The organism is Catenisphaera adipataccumulans (assembly GCF_014202755.1).
Lineage (GTDB): Bacteria > Bacillota_I > Bacilli_A > Erysipelotrichales > Erysipelotrichaceae > Catenisphaera > Catenisphaera adipataccumulans.
The window spans coordinates 1-19,921 of sequence record NZ_JACHHK010000001.1 but is presented as its reverse complement, the minus strand read 5'-3'; the positions used below and the strand labels follow the sequence as shown (position 1 = coordinate 19,921).

Below are 19,921 nucleotides of genomic sequence, written 5' to 3'. Positions count from 1 at the left end.
TTTTGTACAAAAAAACGCTGCATCTGCAGCGTTAAGAAGCATCGGATGAATCCGAATTTGATGTGTCCGATGAAGAAGTATCGGATGAATCGGAAGTCGAATAACTGTCCAGATCATCCGGGAAATCGACCGTTACATCTTTATTGTAGTTTTGGATCCGGGCGCTGATGGAGAAGGAAAAATCTGCTGAATCATCGCTGGCGTTCTGGGTGCCGGATACGGTCAGCTTGAATTTGCGGATCGTATTATTCTTGATCGTTGCATCCAGGTGAGCTTCTTTGACTTCGACCGTGCCCAAAGAATCCAGGGCATCTGCCAGTTTGCCGGTATCGATATCAAATGAATAGTTGTCACCGTCACGGGAACTGGAGGTAAAGAACTCGGTCAGTTCGTCATCGGTATAATCCAGGAACGGGTTGTATGCGGATAATTTCTCATCGCCGGTGATGCCGATCTTATCGGCGGTGCTTTGGGTCTTGGTGCCCATGTTATTTAAATAGGTCTTTCCGTCTTTGATGTAAAAATCCAAATAATCATCCTGCCGGTTATCTCCTGCTTCCAGTCCCAGGCGGACCGCAAGCTGCAGGTCCTCTTTCTGATTCAGCTGTGCAGTCAGGTTCATCGCGTAGGAATCGTTGGTGTCGATGGTGACTTTACCGATGATCTCGGCGGAATCTGCATCCAATGTATGATCGAATGCCTGAAAGAATTTGAGGATGTCATCATCGTTTTTCGAAGAACAGCCGACCAGGCCGACGCACAGACAGAAGGACAGAAAAAGTGATAAAATGTTTTTCATAGAATTCCTCCTATTGGGGATAGTATACCATATTCGGGAAGGGGGAAGTATATGGTTCTCGTATATTTAGGTGACGGCAGCCGCCGGATCGCACCGACGATCAAGCAGATCGGAATGACTTACCGATACATCGGTGCCAAGGCTCTTCCGCGTACCATGCAGGAAATTTGTGCCCATCCGCAGATGTCCCGCTGCCATGGTCAGCCCTTTTTATATTTCACGATCGATGAAAAGCGGCATCTGCAGACTGCGGCAGATGCATTCGTCAAAGCCGGCATTGAACTGCCGCTGATGGCGGTGCAGAATGCCGATAACAGCACCTGGACATTAAAAGAGCTGCTGCAGGCCGTCCGCCGTATGGATGAGATCCGCAGGATCCGAAATGAACTAATGGATATTGTTTCCCATGTCGATCGTCGGCGGCTGGCAGCTGATCCAGCGTATCTGCACCGTATGGCCTTGGTGTATGCCGTGCTGGATTCCGCTCCCGATCTGACGACCCTGAAGATCTGTCTGCAGGAAGCGCGCAGACTGACAGTACTTGCGCAAAGCCGGCAGGATGATATAATAGACGCATGCGAAAACAAGAATATCTAATCTATTTCACGGCACTTTCGGCCGGGGTGCTGCTGATTTCCAATCTGGCCGCAGTAAAATTGTGGAATCTGGCCGGAATTCCGGTCGACGGCGGTCTGGTCTGTTTCCCGATCACATATATGTTAGGGGATTTGATCGTCGAATTCTATGGAAAGACCCTTGCGAAAAAGGTGGTCTATGCGGGGCTTGTCGTCAACATTCTGGCAGCTGTCGTCTTTTATATCGTGATCGCACTGCCGTCCTATCCGGGCTGGACGATGCAGGAAGCATATGCTTCGGTGCTCGGCTTTACCCCGCGCATCATTGCCGCTTCGCTGCTGTCGTTTGTCTGTTCGAACCTCTTCAACAATCATGTGTTCGTACAGATGAAAGAAAGCGGCGGGGTATTTACTCACCATTTTATTGCCCGTGCCCTGGGTTCATCGGCTGTTGCCCGGATCATCGACTCTGGTATCTTTGAGACGGTCGCCTTCTTTGGGGTCCTGCCGTTCGGTGATTTTTTGCATCAAGCTATTTTTGCTTATGTTGCAGGTTTTGCGATCGAGTGCGCTTTATCGCCGGTCGAAAACAAGATCCAGAAACATTTGAAAAGGAGCATGGGCCATGCCGAATGAACAACGCGCCTTTTCTTTTGACATCGATGCCCGCATCCCGGGCCATCTCGGCCGGGCAGGCACGATCCATACCCCGCACGGTGACATTCATACGCCGACGTTCATTACCGTGGGCACCCGCGGATTCGTGCGTTATGTGAGCAATCCGGACATGCGGAACATTCATGCCCAGGCGATGCTTTCGAACGCGTATCACCTGCGTAATACCTGCACCGAAATTGCCCAGGCCGGCGGCCTGGCAGCCTGGTCAGGCTGGAGCGGACCGACCGTAACCGATTCCGGCGGCTTTCAAGTGATGTCACTGGGATCCGGTCTGGGGAAGGTCGTCAGTATGGATCGGGAAAAAGAAGTGGTCAATACCGATAAAAAAGAACGACTGGCCCTGGTAACAGAAGAAGCCGTTCACTTTCATGATCCGTTTACCGATCAGGACGATGCGATCGGTCCGGAGGAATCGATGCAGATCCAGTGTGCCATCGGGGCCGATATCCACATGGCTTTTGATGAACTGACTTCGCTGGCGGACACCTATGAGTACAATCAAGAAGCCTTGGCCCGTACCGAACGGTGGGCCCTGCGCTCTTTGGCGGAGCATCGTCGGCATTGCATGGACCTAGGATATTATCAAGCGCTTTACGGTGTGCTACAGGGCGGCCGCTGGGAAGATCTGCGGCGTTCGACGGCCAAAAAATATGCACAGATGGACTTCGACGGCTATGGCTTAGGCGGTGCTTTTCTGAAAGAAGACCTGGGCGAGATCCTGTCCTGGTGTTGTGAAGAGCTGCCGGAAAAGAAACCGCGGCATTTACTTGGACTGTCGAGGCCGGACGATATATTGATCGGTGTAGAACAGGGAGCGGATACGTTTGATTGTGTGGCACCGACCCGGGAAGCCCGTCATGGCCGTATCTATACGTTGGATGGCTACTACAATGTAGGCAAGTGTGCCGGCAGCACTGAACTGCTGGATGCGTGCTGCGACTGTCCGACGTGTCAGGCAGGCTGGACCCGCGGACAGCTGCGGGATCTGCTGAAATCACCGAACCGCGATGATCATGAAATTTATTTCAATCTGGCTTCGGTGCATAATCTGCGCTTTATCATTCGGCTGACGGAACAAGCCCGTCAGGCAATTTTGGACGGCTGCTATGAAGAATTTAAGGAACAATTCCTGAAACGTTATTATCATCTTTGATCTCCGCAAGGAGATTTTTTTTAATTCAGATTGACATCAATGTAAAACTTCTGTATTATAATAAATTGCATAATACTCTTTAGGGGGATTGCGCCTTTTTTAAGAGTGGAATGAGCTTTTGAAACGAAAGGATGGCATGCATGGACAGCAATAAAGCATATCGAATTGTCAATTGCGGCAAAAAAGCACAGCGTCGGGATTACACGAAAGTAAGCGGAAATCTTGAGCTGCCGAACCTGGTTGAAATCCAAACCGATTCATTTGACTGGTTTGTCAAAGAAGGAATCCAGGAAGTTTTCGATGAAATCTATCCGATTGAAAACTATGGTAAAAATATTAAATTGAATTTTATCCGCTATCATTTGGAGAAACCAAAATACAATGCGGAACAGTCCATGTACAGAGAATGCAACTACGCAGCCCCTCTGTATGCGGAAATGCAGCTTCAGATCACAGATCCGACGACCGGAGAGATCGTCGAAAAGAGCGAAGATGTTTTCTTAGGCGATTTTCCATTGATGACCGAAACCGGAACTTTCATCATCAACGGGGCCGAACGTGTCATCGTCAGCCAGATCGTTCGTTCACCGGGCGCATACTTTTCGGACAGCTATGACGAAAAGACCGGCCGGAAAAACTACAACTGCGAACTGATCCCAAGCCGCGGTACGTGGCTGGAGTTCATGATGGAGCAGAAGAAGACCACGCACGGCCGTCAGATCAATGTATCCATTGACCGACGCCGTAAGATCCTTTTTTCGATCTTATTCAAAGCCATCGGCATGTCTTTGAACTTAGGCGATGTGGATGATCCGCAGGATACGAAACCGCTGGCGACCTTCCTGCGCGCCATGGGCCGCACTTGGCCGGAAGACTTGGCGGAAGATCCGGAAGACCGCGATTACATGAACATGTATTTATTGATGTATACGGCGTTCTTCGGTAAATATGAAGAAATTGAAAATACCTTATTGAACGATAAAGTCAAAACGACACATGAAGCGCTGCTGAGTTTCTATGAAAACCAGCGCAGCGACGAGATCCCGATGGTCAAAGGATCGATCACATTGATGCAGGCGAAGTTCTTTGATCACCGCCGCTACGACCTGACCAAAGCGGGCCGTTATAAACTGCGTAAAAAACTGAATGCGATCAATCGTGTCGAAGGCAATTACCTGGCGGATGATATCATCGATGTCGACGGCAATGTCTTTATGGAAAAAGGAACGCTCATTCACCGCGATGAGCGCAATGCGCTGCGCGAAGAGCTGGCAAAAGGAACCTACTGCCATGCGTTCCCGTTCCGCAGTGAGTTCCATGAAGAAGATATCGTCTCGATCCCGACAGCCTATAATACCGGTCTGATCGGCCGTATTCTGGCAAAAGATATTGAAATCGACGGCGTATATTATGAACGAGGCACGGTCCTGACAAAACAGGATGTCGAAGTGCTGAAAGGCATCGAAGAAGTGCCGATTTTTGCCGGTTTGATCGCTCAGCCGGTCGAATTGACCGCAGAAAACAGCGATGCGGTCCTGAACTATGGACAGTTCATGTATTCTTTAGGCCGTCTGACCAACGCTGACGGAGCGGATCTGGTCAACGAAAACCTGGAACTGTATGTGGATCGCTATGAAGTCGGCCGTGATGATATTCCGGTCAACGAAAAAGGCAGCCTGCACGGTGAGACCGCCTACCGTCTGGATCCGGAAAGCAAGCTGGCGATCGAACAGCGGGCTTTGAATGAACCGGTAACGGCATGGGTGATCGGTGCCTGCGTACAGGAAATTTATGTGACCGATGCCGAGCAGAATCTGATCAAGATCATCGGCAATGATCCGTTTGCGAATAAACATACCATCACGATCAGTGATATGTATGCATTCTTCGATTACAATCTGAATGTCATGGACGGCATCGGCTCAACGGATGATATCGATATGTTGGGCAACCGCCGCATTCGCTCCGTCGGTGAATTGATCCAGAACCAGTTCCGGATCGGTTTGTCCCGTATGGAACGTGTGGTCCATGCCCGGATGTCCATTCAGGAAGTTGATACCTTGACGCCGCGGAAACTGACCAATATCCGTCCGCTGACGGCTGCCATTAAAGAGTTTTTCTCTTCCTCGCAGCTGTCGCAGTTCATGGATCAGCAGAATCCGCTGGCTGAATTAACCAATAAACGTCGTATCTCCGCATTGGGCCCAGGCGGTCTGACGCGTGACCGCGCGGGATTTGAAGTGCGCGATGTGCACTCTTCCCATTACGGCCGCATCTGCCCGATCGAGACGCCGGAAGGTCCGAACATCGGTTTGATCTCCAACCTGACGACGTATGCGAAGATCAATGAATACGGCTTTATCCAGACGCCGTACCGTATCGTAAATAAAGACGGCACGGTTCGTGATGAGGCAGTCTATCTGAGCGCCGATGAAGAAACCGATTACGTCATCGCTCAGGCCAACGAGGTGCAGGACGGACGTCTGATCAATGAGACGGTCGTTGCCCGTAAGAACGGTGAGACCGTGACGGTCAACCGTTCGGAAGTTGAACTGGCCGATGTCTCCCCGAAACAGATCGTTTCGGTCGCGACCGCTTGTATTCCGTTCCTGGAAAACGATGATGCTTCCCGTGCCTTGATGGGTGCGAACATGCAGCGTCAGGCGGTGCCGCTTCTGAACCCACATTCGCCGTATGTCGGAACCGGTATGGAATATAAGATCGCCAAGGATTCCGGTGTCGGCATCGTTGCCAAGGAAGACGGTGTCGTGAAGTATGCCGACAGTCTGCGCATCGTTGTCGAAAAAGAAGACGGCACGGAGCATACATATCAGCTGCGTAAATTTGCCCGCAGCAATGCTTCGACATGCATCAACCAGCATCCGATCGTGCAGGCCGGCGATAAAGTCGAAAAAGGTGATATCTTAGCAGATGGACCAAGTATGGAAAACGGCGAGCTGGCTTTGGGCCAGAACGTTGTCATCGCTTACTCGACCTGGTACGGCTATAACTATGAGGATGCGATCATCATGAGTGAGCGCATGGTCAGCGACGATGTCTATACGTCGATCCATATCGAGGAACACGACATTGACTGCCGTGATACAAAACTGGGACCGGAGGAGATCACCCGCGATATTCCGAGCGTCGGTGAAAATGCGGTCCGCAAACTGGACGAAAACGGCATCATCATGGTCGGCGCCGAAGTCAAGGAAGGTGACATTCTGGTCGGCAAAGTCACACCGAAAGGCCAGAGCGAAGTCAGCCCGGAAGAAAAATTACTGTTGGCGATCTTCGGCGAGAAATCCCGCGAAGTGCGTGACAACTCATTGAAAGTACCGCATGGCGGTGCCGGCATCGTGCATTCTGTCCGCGTATTTGAGCGCAAGGACGGTGCGGAGCTGCCGCCGGGCGTTTTAAAACGAATCAAAGTATATATTGCACAAAAACGGAAGATCAGCGAAGGTGACAAGATGTCCGGACGTCACGGAAACAAAGGTGTCATTTCGCGGATCCTGCCGATCGAAGATATGCCGTTTACCGAAGACGGTCAGCCGATCGATGTGATCCTGAACCCGTTCGGTGTACCTTCGCGTATGAACATCGGACAGATCCTGGAGATCCATTTGGGTTATGCAGCCAAGAAACTGGGCGGCGTGAAATTTGCGACACCAGTATTTGACGGCGTCTCCAATGAAGAGCTGATGGAAGTCATGCGGGAAGCATCCATGACCAAAGACGGCAAGCAAGTTCTGTATGATGGTTTGACCGGCAAACCGTTTGATGAGCGGATCAGTGTCGGCGTCATGTATATGATCAAGCTGGCGCACATGGTCGATGATAAACTGCATGCCCGTGCGACCGGTCCGTATTCGCTGGTTACGCAGCAGCCGTTAGGCGGTAAAGCGCAGAACGGCGGTCAGCGTTTCGGTGAGATGGAGGTATGGGCTCTGGAAGCTTATGGCGCGGCTCATACGCTGCAGGAGATCCTGACCATCAAATCCGATGATATTCAAGGCCGTATCAAGACCTATGAAGCCATTATCAAGGGCAATGATATTCCGGAGCCAGGTGTGCCGGAGGCATTCCGTGTGCTGATCCATGAGCTGCAAGGCCTGGCCATTGATGTCCGCTGTCTGGATGAAAACGGCAATGAAGTCAACATTACTTCGGAAACTGATGATGAAATTGCACCGGCACCGAAACCGGAAGAAAAACCAGCTGAAACAGAAAAAGAAGAATTAGTCGATGATATGGAAATGGATGAAACCGGATCATCGGATGATAAGTCCTTGCCTGAGGGCGAAGAAGGAGGCGAGTAGTCAAGATGGGTGTCAATAATTTTGCCTCGATCCAGGTTCGTTTAGCGAGCCCGGAGAAAATTCTGGAATGGTCGCACGGTGAAGTCACCAAACCAGAAACCATTAACTACCGTTCACAGAAAGCAGAACGGGATGGATTATTTTGTGAGCGTATTTTCGGCCCGACCAAAGATTGGGAATGTGCCTGCGGAAAGTATAAAAAAGTCCGCTTCAAAGGTGTCGTCTGCGACCGATGCGGCGTTGAGATCACAAAATCAAGCGTGCGCCGTGAGCGCATGGGCCACATTCATCTGGCGGCTCCGGTCGCTCATATTTGGTACCTGCGCGGAATCCCGAGCCGGATGGCGCTGCTGCTGGATGTGACACCGAAACAACTGGAAGAAGTTGTGTATTTTGTCAGCTATATCGTAACGGATCCGAAGGATTCGGAATTGGAATATAAACAAATTTTATCGGAACGCGAATACCGGGAGAATGTTGCCATTTACGGCAGCGATGCCTTTACGGCTCAGACCGGTGCTGAAGCGGTCCTGAAACTGCTGCAGGATGTGGATCTGGAAGCCGAATACCAAGGCATTCAGGAAGCATTGGAGAAGGCACAGGGCGAGAAGCGCAAAAAGCTGATCAAACGTCTGGATACGATCAATGCCTTCCGTCACAGTGACAATAAACCGGAATGGATGATCCTGACGAACATCCCGGTCATCCCGCCTGATCTGCGCCCGATGCTGCAGCTGGACGGCGGCCGGTTTGCGACCAGTGATCTGAACGACTTATACCGTCGGGTCATCACCCGCAACAACCGTCTGCGTAAGCTGCTGGATCTGGGAACACCGAACATCATCGTTCAGAACGAAAAACGAATGCTGCAGGAAGCTGTCGATGCATTGATCGATAACGGACGCCGTTCAAAACCAATTACCGGTGCCGGCGGCCGTCCGCTGAAGTCACTGTCGCACTCCCTGAAAGGTAAACAGGGACGTTTCCGTCAGAACCTGTTAGGAAAACGTGTCGATTTCTCCGGCCGTTCGGTCATTGCCGTCGGACCGGATCTGAAGATGTATCAGTGCGGTATTCCGCGTGAAATGGCAGTCAATCTGTTCAAGCCGTTCATCATCAATGAATTGGTCAACGAAGAAGTCGCAACCAATTCGAAGACGGCTGAAAAGATGATCGAACGCCGTGACACCCGCATCTGGGATGTCGTCGAGAAAGTCATTGACGGCTATCCGGTGCTGCTGAACCGTGCCCCGACGCTGCACCGTCTGGGTATTCAGGCCTTCTTGCCGAAGCTGGTCGAAGGCCGGGCGATGCGTCTGCATCCGTTGGTATGTACTGCGTTCAATGCCGATTTTGATGGGGACCAGATGGCCATCCACGTGCCGCTGAGCGAAGAAGCCCGTGCCGAGGCGCTGGTCATGATGTTAGGCTCCCATAATATTCTGGGACCAAAAGATGGCAAACCAATCGTTACCCCGGGCCAGGATATGGTCATGGGAAACTACTATCTGACCATGGAGGAGACCAAGGACGAACTGCTCAAGGAAGCCGCTCGTTATGAGGATGCCGACTGTCCGAAGGAAGCCGAAATGTGGCGTCGTTTTGCCAATCATGAAGGCCATGTCTATGCCGATGCGGACGAAGTCATGAAGGCATATGATACGCAGCAGATCCATCTGCATTCGCGTATTGCGGTGCCGGTCCGCGGTCTGCATAAGGATTCCTTTGATCCGATCCATGCCAACGATTATTTGGTGCTGACACCAGGAAAGATCGTCTTCAACAGTATGTTCCCGAACGATTTCCCGTTCATCGAGGAAGTTTCAAAAGAGAACTTTGAAAATACACCGGACCGTTACTTTATCCGTCCGGGACAGGATCCGCATGCATTCATCGCCGAGAATCAGTATTATCTGAACGGTGAACGTCCGGGTGCTGTCAAGAAAAAAGACTTAGGAAAAGTCATTGCGGAAGTATTCCGCCGTTATACGGTCGATCAGACGGTCGAAGTGCTGGACCAGATCAAATCTCTGGGATTCCGGTATTCGACGGTTGCCGGTATCACGGTTGCCTTAAGTGATATCGAGGTCGCTCCAAATAAAGAAGAAAAAGTCGAGGAAGGCAAGCAGAAAGCCGACCAGTTAAAATATTTACAGCGCAAAGGCATGCTGACGATGGAAGAATGGGAACGCCATTTGAATCAGCTGTGGGATGACATCAAGGACCAGATTGCCGATAACCTGGTCGATAATATGGACCGTAAGAATCCAATCTATATGATGGCTGATTCCGGTGCCCGAGGCAACCGTTCGAACTTTACCCAGCTGGCCGGTATGCGTGGTTTGATGGCCCGTCCGGGTCATGCCAAATCGACCCACGGAGAATTTGTGCCAAGCTTGATCGAGGTGCCGATCTACTCGTGCTTCCGTGAAGGACTGAACGTCAGTGAGTTCTTTATTTCGACCCACGGTGTACGAAAAGGTCTGACCGATACCGCGTTGAAGACGGCTGAATCCGGTTACTTGACCCGTCGTCTGGTCGATGTTGCACAAGGTGTCATCATCAAGGAAGATGACTGCGGCACCGATGTAGGCTACTGGGTCGAAGATCTGGTGGACCGCAAGACCGGTACGGTGATCGAACCGCTGCAGGATCGTCTGCAGGGACGTTACTCGAAACAGGATGTCATCGATCCGAATACCGGAGAGCTGATCATCGGCAGTGATGAATACATCACGGATGAAATTGCTAAACAAATTGTGGAAGCCGGCATCAAGGGAATGTATATCCGTTCCGTCTTCACCTGCAAGAGCCAGATGGGTGTCTGCCGTAAATGCTACGGCCGCAATATGGCAACTGGTAAAGATGTCGAAGTCGGTGAAGCCATCGGTGTCATGGCCGCACAGTCGATTGGTGAGCCAGGTACACAGCTGACCATGCGTACGTTCCATACCGGCGGTGTTGCCGGTGCCGGCGGCGAAGATATCACCCAAGGTCTGCCGCGTGTCGAAGAATTGTTCGAGGCGCGCCGCCCGAAAGGTGTTGCCGTGATCGCACAGATTTCCGGCGAGATCACTTCCATTGAACGAATTGAAGGTACGATGCGTCAGGAGATCATCATTACCAGCGAAAAGGAAAGTGTTTCACATAAAGTCAACGCCAACCAGACGCTGCGCACATGGGTCAAGGTCGGTGCTTCCATCGAAGCGGGTACCCCGCTGACTGAAGGTCCGCTGGATCCGAAAGAACTGCTGAAGGTTGCCGGTGTCCGTGAAGTACAGGACTATATCCTAAAAGAAGTCAAGAAAGTATATCAGTCTCAAGGTATTGATATCAGCGATAAACACTTGGAAGTCATGATCACACAGATGATGAAGAAAGTGATCGTTGTCGACAGCGGCGATACGGATCTGAATGTAGGCGTGCAGCTTTCACGCAGCCACATTACGAAGATCAACCGCGATGCCTTATTGGCAGGCAAAACACCGGCAAAATTCAAACCAGTGCTGCTGGGTATTTCGAAGTCTTCCGTTGAGACGGATTCGTTCCTGTCCGCTGCAAGTTTCCAGGAGACGACAAAAGTTCTTACGGATGCGACGATCAAAGGAAAAGTCGATCACTTGCTGGGAATGAAAGAAAATGTCATGATCGGTAAATTGATTCCGGCCGGAACTGGCTGCAAGGGCAATCGTCCGCAGAATGAACTGGTCAAAGCGAAGGCCAAAGAACTGCGTGAGCAGCGTATTGCACGCCAGAAGAAGGACGATAATGAAGAATTTCATAAGATCGTGACCGAGACCAATCGCGAAGAAGTGAAAACGGAGAACAATGAGGCGGAGTAATCTGCCTCATTTTGCCTTATGAGCCTCTATACACTGGGACGCTGCTTCCAAACCTATGTGCGTCAGATCACCGGCAAGAACCGGGTGACGTTAGGCATTGAGTATCAAGAATATACAGTGGATGCCCAGACACTGATGGATGCGTTCATTTTTGACGGCGCTGTGGTGCTGGAAGGAACGTCGGTCGATCATTGCGACGGAAAAGTCAGGGTCTCGGACTTGACCTTTTACATCAAAGGCAAAGAAGTTTCTCCTTCGATGTTTGATCATATCACCCGTTTTGTTCATTCAACAGGCGGCCGTATCCAAAAAGTAAATCAATAAAAAATGGAGAACTTTTGTTCTCCATTCTTTTTATAATAGCTGAATATTGTGCTGTCGGCAGGCTTTTTTCATTTCTTCCGGCCATAAGCTGCACTGCACTTCACCGATGTGTGCCTTGCCTAAAAGCATCATGCACAATCGGGACTGACCGATGCCGCCGCCGATCGTATAAGGCAGTTCCTGGTTCAGGATCGCCTTATGATATGGATATTTCAGACGTTCGGTACAGTTTTCTTTTTCCAGCTGTGTTACCAGCGACTTCTCGTCGACGCGGATGCCCATGGAGCTGATCTCAAAGGCACATTGCAGGGGTTCGTACCAATACAGCAGATCGCCGTTCAATGCCCAGTCATCGTAATCCGGCGCGCGGCCGTCATGCTTTTCTCCGTTCGAAAGCCGGTCACCGATCTGTTCCAAAAATACGCAGCCATATTCTTTCGTGATGGCGTTTTCGCGTTCTTTTGCATTGAGATCCGGATAACGGTCCAGCAGTTCCTGGGAAGTGATGAACGTCACTTCATCCGGCAGATGATAAACAGCCTGCGGAAATTTATACCATACTTCATGTTCCATATGCTTGATCACCTTGACGATCTCGCGTACGTGCTGGCGCAGGATGTTTTCGGTTCGTTCGTTTTTGGCAATCACGCGTTCCCAGTCCCATTGATCGACATAGACAGAATGTAAATTGTCGACATCTTCATCTTTGCGGATGGCATTCATGTTTGTGTATAAGCCTTCGTGGATCTGAAAGCCGTAATGGCCTAAGGCGTATCGTTTCCATTTGGCCAGGGAATGAACGATCTGGATCTCTTCGCCGGGCAGAGACTGCATCGTGAAGCTGACCGGCTGTTCGGTTCCGTTCAGATTGTCGTTGAATCCGGAGCGCTCGGTAACGAATAACGGTGCCGAGACACGGGTCAGATTCAATGCGGAAGACAGTTCTTCCTGAAATGTATCGCGAATGTATTTAATGGCTTTTTCCGTTTCGCGTACGGAAAGGATCGGATTGTATTGTTCCGGAATGATTAAGTTCATTTGTGTTCACCTCATAACTCAATCAGTATATCATATTTTTCATTTACGTTGATTTTTTTCAATGAAGTTGATAAAATTTTTCATGTTTGAAATGAAAGGGAGAGACAAATGAGAGATCGATTTTCTTCCCGGCTCGGATTTATTTTGATCAGTGCCGGCTGTGCCATCGGTTTGGGCAACGTTTGGCGGTTTCCGTATATTACGGGAAAATACGGCGGGGCGACCTTTGTGCTGATTTACTTGTTTTTTTTGGTCATTCTCGGCTTGCCGGTCATGGTCATGGAATATGCGGTCGGCCGTGCCAGCCAGAAAAGTGCTGCCCTGTCCTTTAATGTACTGGAACCAAAAGGAACACATTGGCACTGGATGAAATACATGTGCCTGGCGGGGAATTTCCTGTTGATGATGTTCTATACCACAGTATGTGGGTGGATGTTCTACTATTTTTATTTGAATTTGACCGGCCGGTTCATCGGTGCGGATCAAGCGCAGATCCTCAGCCAGTTTCAAGGCATGCTTGCCAGTCCGGCCGTCAATCTGGGTTTTATGATCGGTGTGGTGGTTGTTGGTTTTTATATTTTATCCAAAGGTTTGGTAAATGGGTTGGAACGTGTATCCAAATTTATGATGGTGTGTCTGTTGGTGCTGATGGTCGTGCTGGCGATCCGTTCGGTCACGCTGCCGGGGGCAGAAGCGGGCCTGCGGTATTATTTGGTGCCGGATTTTTCCAAGATCCAGAAATATGGCTGGAATGAGGTTGTATTTGCGGCCATGGGACAGGCGTTCTTTACGTTGAGTCTGGGGATCGGCGCATTGGCGATCTTCGGCAGCTTCATTGATAAGACGCATCGTCTGACCGGTGAAGCGATCCAGGTTGTCTGCTTAGATACATTCGTGGCTTTGGTTGCGGGTTTGATCGTGATCCCGGCCTGTTTTGCCTATGATATCGATCCAGGTTCAGGTCCGGGATTGATCTTCATTTCGCTGCCGAATATTTTTGCGAATATGGCCGGCGGCCGGCTGTGGGGCTCCTTGTTCTTTTTGTTTATGAGCTTTGCGGCTTATACAACGATCTTGGCTGTGCTGCAGAATATCATGACCATGTTGGAGGAACTGACCGGATGGGATCGGAAGCGCACGCTGAAGACATCCGCTGTTCTGGTGATCGTCCTTTCGATCCCGTGTGCATTGGGATTTAATCTTTGGTCATTTATTCAGCCCATGGGCGCAGGCTCAACGATCCAGGATCTGGAAGATTTTATTGTCTCCAACAATTTACTGCCGCTTGGCTCGATGTTTTATGTGTTCTTCTGCACGGCGAAAAACGGCTGGGGCTGGAAGAATTTCCTGGCCGAAGCCAATACGGGAACAGGTATTCGGTTCCCAAGATCGATCCGTGTCTACTGCGGTGTCGTGATCCCGCTGATCATTTTATTGATCTTCATTCAAGGCTATTGGCAGATGTTTGCGTAATATGATAAAATAATTGAAACCGCTGAAGAAGAAGGATCCCATGGAAGCAGTCTGCAGCGAATCCGGGAGGGTGGAAGCCGGATGATCTGTGTTGGGTGATGGACTTCGGAGGGCCCGGTGAACCGGGACGTGATCACACGTTAGATGATAAGCGGACATGAGAGGTTCATGTCAAATCAGGTGGTACCGCGAAATTTTCGTCCTGTGTTGCGACACAGGGCGTTTTCTTTTGAAGAGAGGAGTTGCTTATGAGAAAAATTGCTGCATGGATGCTGAGCATCTGTCTGCTGCTTTCGTCCGTCGGCTGTTCATCGCAGAAGAAAACCGTACGGATCGGTGTTGCGCAGCTGGTATCGCATCCTTCCTTGAATTTGATCCGGGACAATTTCACCAAGGAAATGAAAAAGCTCGGTTATAAAGACGGCAAGAATGCGGAATTTTATTATGCGGATGCTTCGGGACAGATGGCGAATCTAAATTCCATCATCAATCAATTTGAAGACAAACAATGTGATGTGATCGTGGCCATCGCAACGCCGACGGCGCAGATGGCGGCAAGGGTATCCAAGGATATTCCTGTGATCTTTTCTGCTGTATCCGATCCGGTCGGTGCGCAGCTGGTATCGAATCTGAAACATCCAGGCGGAAACATTACCGGCACCAGCGATCAGGTAGCGATGGATCAGATTCTTGAATTGGCACAGGCAATGAACCCGGATATGAAAACGGTCGGTTTTTTGTACAATGCTTCGGAGACCAATTCGGTTTCAAATTTGCAGAAGGCAAAAAAATATTGTGCGGAACATGGTCTGACATTGATTGAAGGCACCGGCAAAGATATTACCGAGCTGGAGACGGCGGCATCGGTCGTGGCACAGAAGGCCGATATCCTGCTTTCGCCGAATGACAACACGGTTGCCAGCGCGATGGCGTCTTTATCCAAAACAGCGATCGATGCGGGCATTCCGTATTATGTTGGTGCGGATTCGATGGTCAAGGACGGCGGCCTGGCAACGGTCGGGATCGATTATGCACAGTTGGGCAAAGAGACAGCCGATATGACCGACAAGGTGCTGAACGGTACCAAAGCCGGATCCATTCCGGTGAAAGTCTATAAAAAAGATTTGTATATTTATGTGAATCGCAGTGTGCTGAAGCAGCTGGGCATGACGCTGCCGGATTCGGTGGCAGACAATCCAAAGCTGCAGTGGATAGAATAGGAGCGTATATGACAGTCAATGTATTATTGAAAGCATTGGAACTAGGTCTGATCTTAGCCGTGCTTTCGGAAGGTGTATATGTATCATTTCGGATCTTGAATATTCCGGATATGACGGTGGACGGCAGTTTTTCCACCGGCGCTGCCGTCGTGGCGGTTTCGACCATGGCCGGTCAGCCGTATTTGGGGCTGTGCTGGGCCTTTTTGGCCGGCTGTGTCTGCGGCCTGGTAACGGCGTTTCTGCAGACGAAAATGAAGATCCAGCCGCTGCTGGCAGGGATCATCACGATGACGGGCCTGTATTCGATCAACTTGCGGATCATGGGCAGCATGCCGAACATGCCGCTGCTTTCACTGGATCCAGATTGTGCTTCCATGTTTGATACGGTCGATCAGCCGCTGCTGGTGCTGATCCCGCTGATTGCGGTGCTGGCGCTGGTCCTGTATTGGTTCTTTAAAACAAATTTAGGCCTGCAGATCCGTGCGACCGGCGACAATGAAGCGATGGTCCGTTCGTCAAGTATCAATGTGGACCGGATGAAGTTCATCGCGTTTGGTTTATCCAATGGGCTGGTGGCTTTAAGCGGTGCGCTCTTTGCGCAGTACAATCACTTTGCGGATGTGACCGGCGGCACGGGCATGATGGTCATCGGTCTGGCTGGAATTATTGTCGGTGAAGCGATCATCCAGAAACGGACGATTGGTTTCGGGATCCTTTCGGCTATTTTAGGCGCTTGTATTTATCGAGTCTTGTATACTTTGGCCCTGCAGTTTGGTGTGCCTTCGGGCGATATGAACCTGATCTCGGCCCTGCTGGTCGCCATTACGATTTCGATTCCATATATCCGCAAGAAACGGAGGGGTGAATATGCTTAAACTTGAACACGTATCGGTCACGTTCCATCCCGGCACACAGCTGGAGAAAAAAGCCCTGACGGATGTTTCCGTTACGATTCATGACGGGGATTTTGTGACGATCCTCGGCAGCAATGGGGCAGGCAAGAGCACATTTTTTAATGTGATCGCCGGCAAGATCCCGGTCACATCGGGGAAAGTCTTTCTGGATGAGGAGGATATTACCGAACAGAAAGAACATATCCGTGCCCGTCAGATCGGCCGTCTGTTTCAGAATCCTGCCATGGGCACGGCCGGAGAGCTCAGCGTGGAAGAGAATCTGGCATTGGCGTATTCGCACTCTCAGAGGGGAATGTTTTCCCGGGCGGTCACGAATGCAGATCGGGAGTTCTTTGCAGAACATCTTAAAACGCTGGATATGGGGCTGGAAGACCGTCTGAAGACACCAATTGGTTTATTGTCGGGCGGCCAGCGGCAGGCCGTGGCATTGATGATGGCCGTGCTGAATCCGCCGAAGATCCTGCTTCTGGATGAACATACCGCGGCACTGGACCCGAAAAGTGCGCACAAGATCTTAGAAATTACCAATCAGCTGATCAAACAGGAACAGATCACCGCTTTGATGATCACCCACAATATGAAAGATGCGCTGGAAAATGGCAGCCGGCTGCTGATCTTCCATGACGGCCGGATCACCAAAGATTTCAGCGGTGCAGAAAAAAGTGCCCTGAAGCCGGAGGATGTTATTCATTTCTATGAGGTTTGACAAACGTGCGTAAGTCGATTACACTTTATTTGAAACAGAGGTAGAACCATGAAGAATATAGTAGATGAGCTGAAAGATGTGTCGTTCAAGAAACATGTTGTAACGTCCATTGAATACGATTGTAAAGATGATACCGCAAAAGATGAGGTCTATGAGGCCGTTCATGATATCATTGAGAACCATTTGGAAGATTTTGCCAAGATCACATATGATCTGGAACCGGATGATAAAGTAAAAGTAGAGGTCATTGAGAATATCTGACCTCTGCTTTTTTTAGTTTTCTAATGTCTGCAGGATGTGCATCAGGCCGGCCGGTACACTTTGTTCCGGGTTTTTGACAGTATAGAACGGAATGTGCAGCCGCTCCTGGAATGATCTGGTTAAATTTTTATAGCGCAGCACGCCGCCGCAGCAGACAATGCCTTTGACCGTGATTTCCTGCTCCTGCAAGGACGGCAGATGGACGATGAAGGAATAGATCCAGCGCGCCCATTCATTCAGGATCGGATCGATGATCGAGGCAAATTGGTTTTCATCCATGAAGAATGTCCGGATCTGCTGCGTGGTACGGTCGAATCCCTGCACGTACATCCGGGCCGGCTGCGGCTGGGCCATGGTTTGTCCGATCGTCTTGATGATGGTATCGGCCATTTCATCGGTGATATTCAAGGAATAGTTTCTGCGGATCCATGTGCGGATCATTTGGTCGATGTGCAGGCCGGAATAAGAATTGGTATCATCGTGCAGCAGCTGATTGTCGGCAAAGACGCCGATAGCGGTCGCCGCTGCACCGATGTGAAGCAGACAAGTATAGCCGTTGTTCAAGCTGATCTGGGTGCCCAATGCGGCAACCCAGAGTTGTTTTTCATATAACACATCCGCTGCGCCGATCTCACGGAAATGCCGGCGGAGCTCTTCGGTAAATCGGCCGCCGGTAAAGAGAATGCCGGTTTTGGTCAGCAGGCGGAACAGACGATAACGGCGGCAAAGTTCGTCGATGTACTGACAGAGCAGATCGGCGTTTTTCTGGCGGGTGACATTGACGACGCGGCGGTTGCCGCGCTGCTGCCGGGCTTCCTTGCCGATGGCGATGATCGAACCTTTGTCGTTTAATGCGGCCAAGGACGGCTCATCAAAGAGGACTTCGCTTTCGTTGAATAGGCGGATGTGGGTGGTTCCGAAATCAAATGCGTAATATTTCATATTTCCTCCTGTCATGCTACAATGGAAATGGTATATAAATTATGAACGTTTTTGATGAACATCATGATCCGGTGCAGCTGCCGGATTCTTTGTGTGTGCTGGTCCTGCTGGATTCGCTGAAAAAGGCGAAGGTGCAGGCGGTGCTGGACCGTTGGCTGACGTGGCAGCCATATTTTGAAAAGATCCGCATACCTGTGTATATTATAACGCCGGAGCGTGTTCCTTTTCATTCTCTTTCGCCGTTTTTCTTTGTCTGGTGTCCGGATGGGACCGCGTATGAAGAAATGCGTGTGATCAAAGATAAGTCGGTATTCGGCCGGACCGTGAAGATTATTTATAGTTATGCGTTTGTGATGGAGCAGGGGAAATGTTTGATGATCCAGCGTCGGATGAGCGAAACGGGGATCGCGAATTTATTTCGGTTTGTGCTGCGCCGGGAGTATCAGCGTCTGCTGAAAAATGTCGAGAAAAAAATTGACAAAGATAAGCAGATTTGATAACATATAAAAGCGCTACGGAGGTTTAGCTCAGTTGGGAGAGCGTCTGCCTTACAAGCAGAGGGTCAGCGGTTCGAGCCCGTTAACCTCCACCAGCTTTTTGGAGGAGTAGCGAAGTGGCTAAACGCGGCTGACTGTAACTCAGTTCCTTCGGGTTCGGCAGTTCGAATCTGCCCTCCTCCACCACTTTTTATTTATATTGGGGTATAGCCAAGCGGTAAGGCACAGGACTTTGACTCCTGCATTCCACTGGTTCGAATCCAGTTACCCCAGCCACTTTTTTGAAACTGCAACGTGCAGGTGTAGTTCAATGGTAGAACTTCAGCCTTCCAAGCTGACTACGTGAGTTCGATTCTCATCACCTGCTCCATTTAATTTGACAGATGGTTTCAGGATTGGTATAGTTTGAATTGCACGGAGGTTTAGCTCAGTTGGGAGAGCGTCTGCCCTACAAGCAGAGGGTCAGCGGTTCGAGCCCGTTAACCTCCACCATGCCGACTTAGCTCAATTGGTAGAGCAACTGACTTGTAATCAGTAGGTTGAGGGTTCAATTCCTTTAGTCGGCACCACGTGACCCGTTAGCTCAGTTGGTAGAGCATTTGACTTTTAATCAAAGGGTCGGGCGTTCGAATCGCCCACGGGTCACCATTTTTTTATGCAGGTGTAGTTCAATGGTAGAACTTCAGCCTTCCAAGCTGACTACGTGAGTTCGATTCTCATCACCTGCTCCATTGTATGCAGCCAACTTCGGGTTGGTTTTTTTTCATGCTTTTCATTTTTTACAGAATCAGTTATAATAATAATTGGCATTTTGTACGCATATGCTGATGAAGGAGGGATTCGTTTTTCATGTCAAAACAAGATATGATCGTGCTGGACGGCGTTGTTGTCGATACATTGCCGAGCGCGGCATTTAAGGTAAAATTAGAAAACGGACACGAGATCATCGCTCACGTTTCCGGTAAAATCCGTATGCATCACATTCGCATTTTACCGGGCGACCGTGTGACCGTGGAAATTTCACCGTATGATTTAACACGTGGGCGCATTACGTTCAGAAAGAAATAAAGGGGGAAGTCACAATGAAAGTAAGACCATCCGTAAAACCGATGTGCGATAAGTGTCGTGTGATTCGACGCAAGGGAAGAGTCATGGTGATCTGTGAGAACCCGAAGCA

General features: G+C 50.1%; 17 protein-coding genes, 8 tRNA genes and 1 other annotated feature. Of the genes, 22 read left to right on the top strand and 3 right to left on the bottom strand.

Translation table 11 applies throughout. The annotated features are described in order from the left end of the window. Positions 1-31: 31 nt before the first annotated feature. Positions 32-799 carry a hypothetical protein gene (locus HNQ47_RS00125; protein WP_183326374.1) on the bottom strand — a complete coding sequence of 256 codons (768 nt, stop codon included), beginning with the start codon at positions 797-799 and terminating at the stop codon, positions 32-34. Between the two features lie 51 nt (positions 800-850). On the opposite strand from HNQ47_RS00125, the gene HNQ47_RS00120 reads away from it, so the two are divergent. The 6 genes from HNQ47_RS00120 (at position 851) to HNQ47_RS00095 (ending at position 11,693) form a co-directional block, all read left to right on the top strand. Further along, complete coding sequence (locus HNQ47_RS00120; protein WP_183326371.1) at positions 851-1,396, top strand: DUF3783 domain-containing protein; 546 nt, start codon at positions 851-853, stop codon at positions 1,394-1,396. Beyond that, a complete protein-coding gene (locus HNQ47_RS00115) occupies positions 1,375-2,010 on the top strand; it encodes a queuosine precursor transporter (protein WP_183326369.1) in 636 nt (211 codons plus the stop codon). The genes HNQ47_RS00120 and HNQ47_RS00115 overlap by 22 nt, the downstream gene beginning before the upstream one ends. Further along, positions 2,000-3,205 carry a tRNA guanosine(34) transglycosylase Tgt gene (tgt, locus tag HNQ47_RS00110; RefSeq protein ID WP_183326367.1) on the top strand — a complete coding sequence of 402 codons (1,206 nt, stop codon included), beginning with the start codon at positions 2,000-2,002 and terminating at the stop codon, positions 3,203-3,205. The genes HNQ47_RS00115 and tgt overlap by 11 nt, the downstream gene beginning before the upstream one ends. A gap of 140 nt (positions 3,206-3,345) precedes the next feature. Further along, positions 3,346-7,527 (top strand): DNA-directed RNA polymerase subunit beta, encoded by a 4,182-nt coding sequence (gene rpoB, locus HNQ47_RS00105; protein WP_183326365.1) that lies wholly within the window; start codon positions 3,346-3,348, stop codon positions 7,525-7,527. Between the two features lie 5 nt (positions 7,528-7,532). Next, entirely contained in the window at positions 7,533-11,369 is a 3,837-nt protein-coding gene (gene rpoC / locus HNQ47_RS00100) for a DNA-directed RNA polymerase subunit beta' (protein WP_183326363.1), read from the top strand. A gap of 18 nt (positions 11,370-11,387) precedes the next feature. Then, positions 11,388-11,693, top strand: coding sequence for a hypothetical protein (locus tag HNQ47_RS00095; protein WP_183326361.1), 306 nt, complete (start codon positions 11,388-11,390; stop codon positions 11,691-11,693). A gap of 30 nt (positions 11,694-11,723) precedes the next feature. Here the strand turns inward: HNQ47_RS00095 and asnA are convergent, their stop codons facing one another. Further along, positions 11,724-12,731: an aspartate--ammonia ligase gene (gene asnA / locus HNQ47_RS00090; protein ID WP_183326359.1), complete on the bottom strand. Its 1,008-nt coding sequence runs from the start codon at positions 12,729-12,731 to the stop codon at positions 11,724-11,726. Between the two features lie 108 nt (positions 12,732-12,839). On the opposite strand from asnA, the gene HNQ47_RS00085 reads away from it, so the two are divergent. The 5 genes from HNQ47_RS00085 to HNQ47_RS00065 all read left to right on the top strand — a co-directional run bounded on the left by HNQ47_RS00085 (position 12,840) and on the right by HNQ47_RS00065 (position 17,305). Next, a complete protein-coding gene (locus HNQ47_RS00085; protein WP_183326357.1) occupies positions 12,840-14,204 on the top strand; it encodes a sodium-dependent transporter in 1,365 nt (454 codons plus the stop codon). A 13-nt stretch (positions 14,205-14,217) separates the two neighbouring features. Beyond that, positions 14,218-14,412: a binding site (T-box leader), on the top strand. A 40-nt stretch (positions 14,413-14,452) separates the two neighbouring features. Continuing rightward, entirely contained in the window at positions 14,453-15,424 is a 972-nt protein-coding gene (locus HNQ47_RS00080) for an ABC transporter substrate-binding protein (protein WP_183326355.1), read from the top strand. 8 nt (positions 15,425-15,432) lie between these two features. Further along, complete coding sequence (locus HNQ47_RS00075) at positions 15,433-16,299, top strand: ABC transporter permease (RefSeq protein WP_183326353.1); 867 nt, start codon at positions 15,433-15,435, stop codon at positions 16,297-16,299. Then, the gene (locus HNQ47_RS00070; RefSeq protein WP_183326351.1) at positions 16,292-17,044 is read left to right on the top strand and encodes an ABC transporter ATP-binding protein; all 753 of its coding nucleotides are present in this window, start codon (positions 16,292-16,294) and stop codon (positions 17,042-17,044) included. Before HNQ47_RS00075 ends, HNQ47_RS00070 begins: the two co-directional genes overlap by 8 nt. Before the next feature lie 48 nt (positions 17,045-17,092). After that, positions 17,093-17,305, top strand: a complete 213-nt coding sequence (locus HNQ47_RS00065) for a hypothetical protein (protein WP_183326349.1) — start codon at positions 17,093-17,095, stop codon at positions 17,303-17,305. A gap of 12 nt (positions 17,306-17,317) precedes the next feature. On the opposite strand, the gene HNQ47_RS00060 is transcribed toward HNQ47_RS00065, so the two are convergent. Beyond that, the gene (locus tag HNQ47_RS00060) at positions 17,318-18,247 is read right to left on the bottom strand and encodes a rod shape-determining protein (protein ID WP_183326348.1); all 930 of its coding nucleotides are present in this window, start codon (positions 18,245-18,247) and stop codon (positions 17,318-17,320) included. A gap of 41 nt (positions 18,248-18,288) precedes the next feature. On the opposite strand from HNQ47_RS00060, the gene HNQ47_RS00055 reads away from it, so the two are divergent. The 11 genes from HNQ47_RS00055 to rpmJ form a co-directional block, all read left to right on the top strand. Further along, the gene (locus HNQ47_RS00055) at positions 18,289-18,744 is read left to right on the top strand and encodes a hypothetical protein (RefSeq protein ID WP_183326346.1); all 456 of its coding nucleotides are present in this window, start codon (positions 18,289-18,291) and stop codon (positions 18,742-18,744) included. A 19-nt stretch (positions 18,745-18,763) separates the two neighbouring features. Then, positions 18,764-18,839 (top strand) — tRNA-Val (locus HNQ47_RS00050). A 7-nt stretch (positions 18,840-18,846) separates the two neighbouring features. Next, positions 18,847-18,930, top strand: a tRNA-Tyr gene (locus HNQ47_RS00045). A 14-nt stretch (positions 18,931-18,944) separates the two neighbouring features. Beyond that, positions 18,945-19,020: transfer RNA gene (locus HNQ47_RS00040), tRNA-Gln, on the top strand. A 20-nt stretch (positions 19,021-19,040) separates the two neighbouring features. After that, positions 19,041-19,114: transfer RNA gene (locus tag HNQ47_RS00035), tRNA-Gly, on the top strand. Positions 19,115-19,160: 46 nt separating this feature from the next. After that, positions 19,161-19,236 (top strand) — tRNA-Val (locus HNQ47_RS00030). Position 19,237: 1 nt separating this feature from the next. Further along, positions 19,238-19,313 (top strand) — tRNA-Thr (locus HNQ47_RS00025). A gap of 3 nt (positions 19,314-19,316) precedes the next feature. Continuing rightward, positions 19,317-19,392 (top strand) — tRNA-Lys (locus tag HNQ47_RS00020). A 9-nt stretch (positions 19,393-19,401) separates the two neighbouring features. Beyond that, positions 19,402-19,475 (top strand) — tRNA-Gly (locus HNQ47_RS00015). Between the two features lie 118 nt (positions 19,476-19,593). Next, a complete protein-coding gene (gene infA, locus HNQ47_RS00010; RefSeq protein WP_183326344.1) occupies positions 19,594-19,812 on the top strand; it encodes a translation initiation factor IF-1 in 219 nt (72 codons plus the stop codon). A gap of 14 nt (positions 19,813-19,826) precedes the next feature. Next, positions 19,827-19,921 (top strand): 50S ribosomal protein L36 (rpmJ, locus tag HNQ47_RS00005; protein WP_183326342.1); only part of this gene is annotated, 95 nt, incomplete at its 3' end.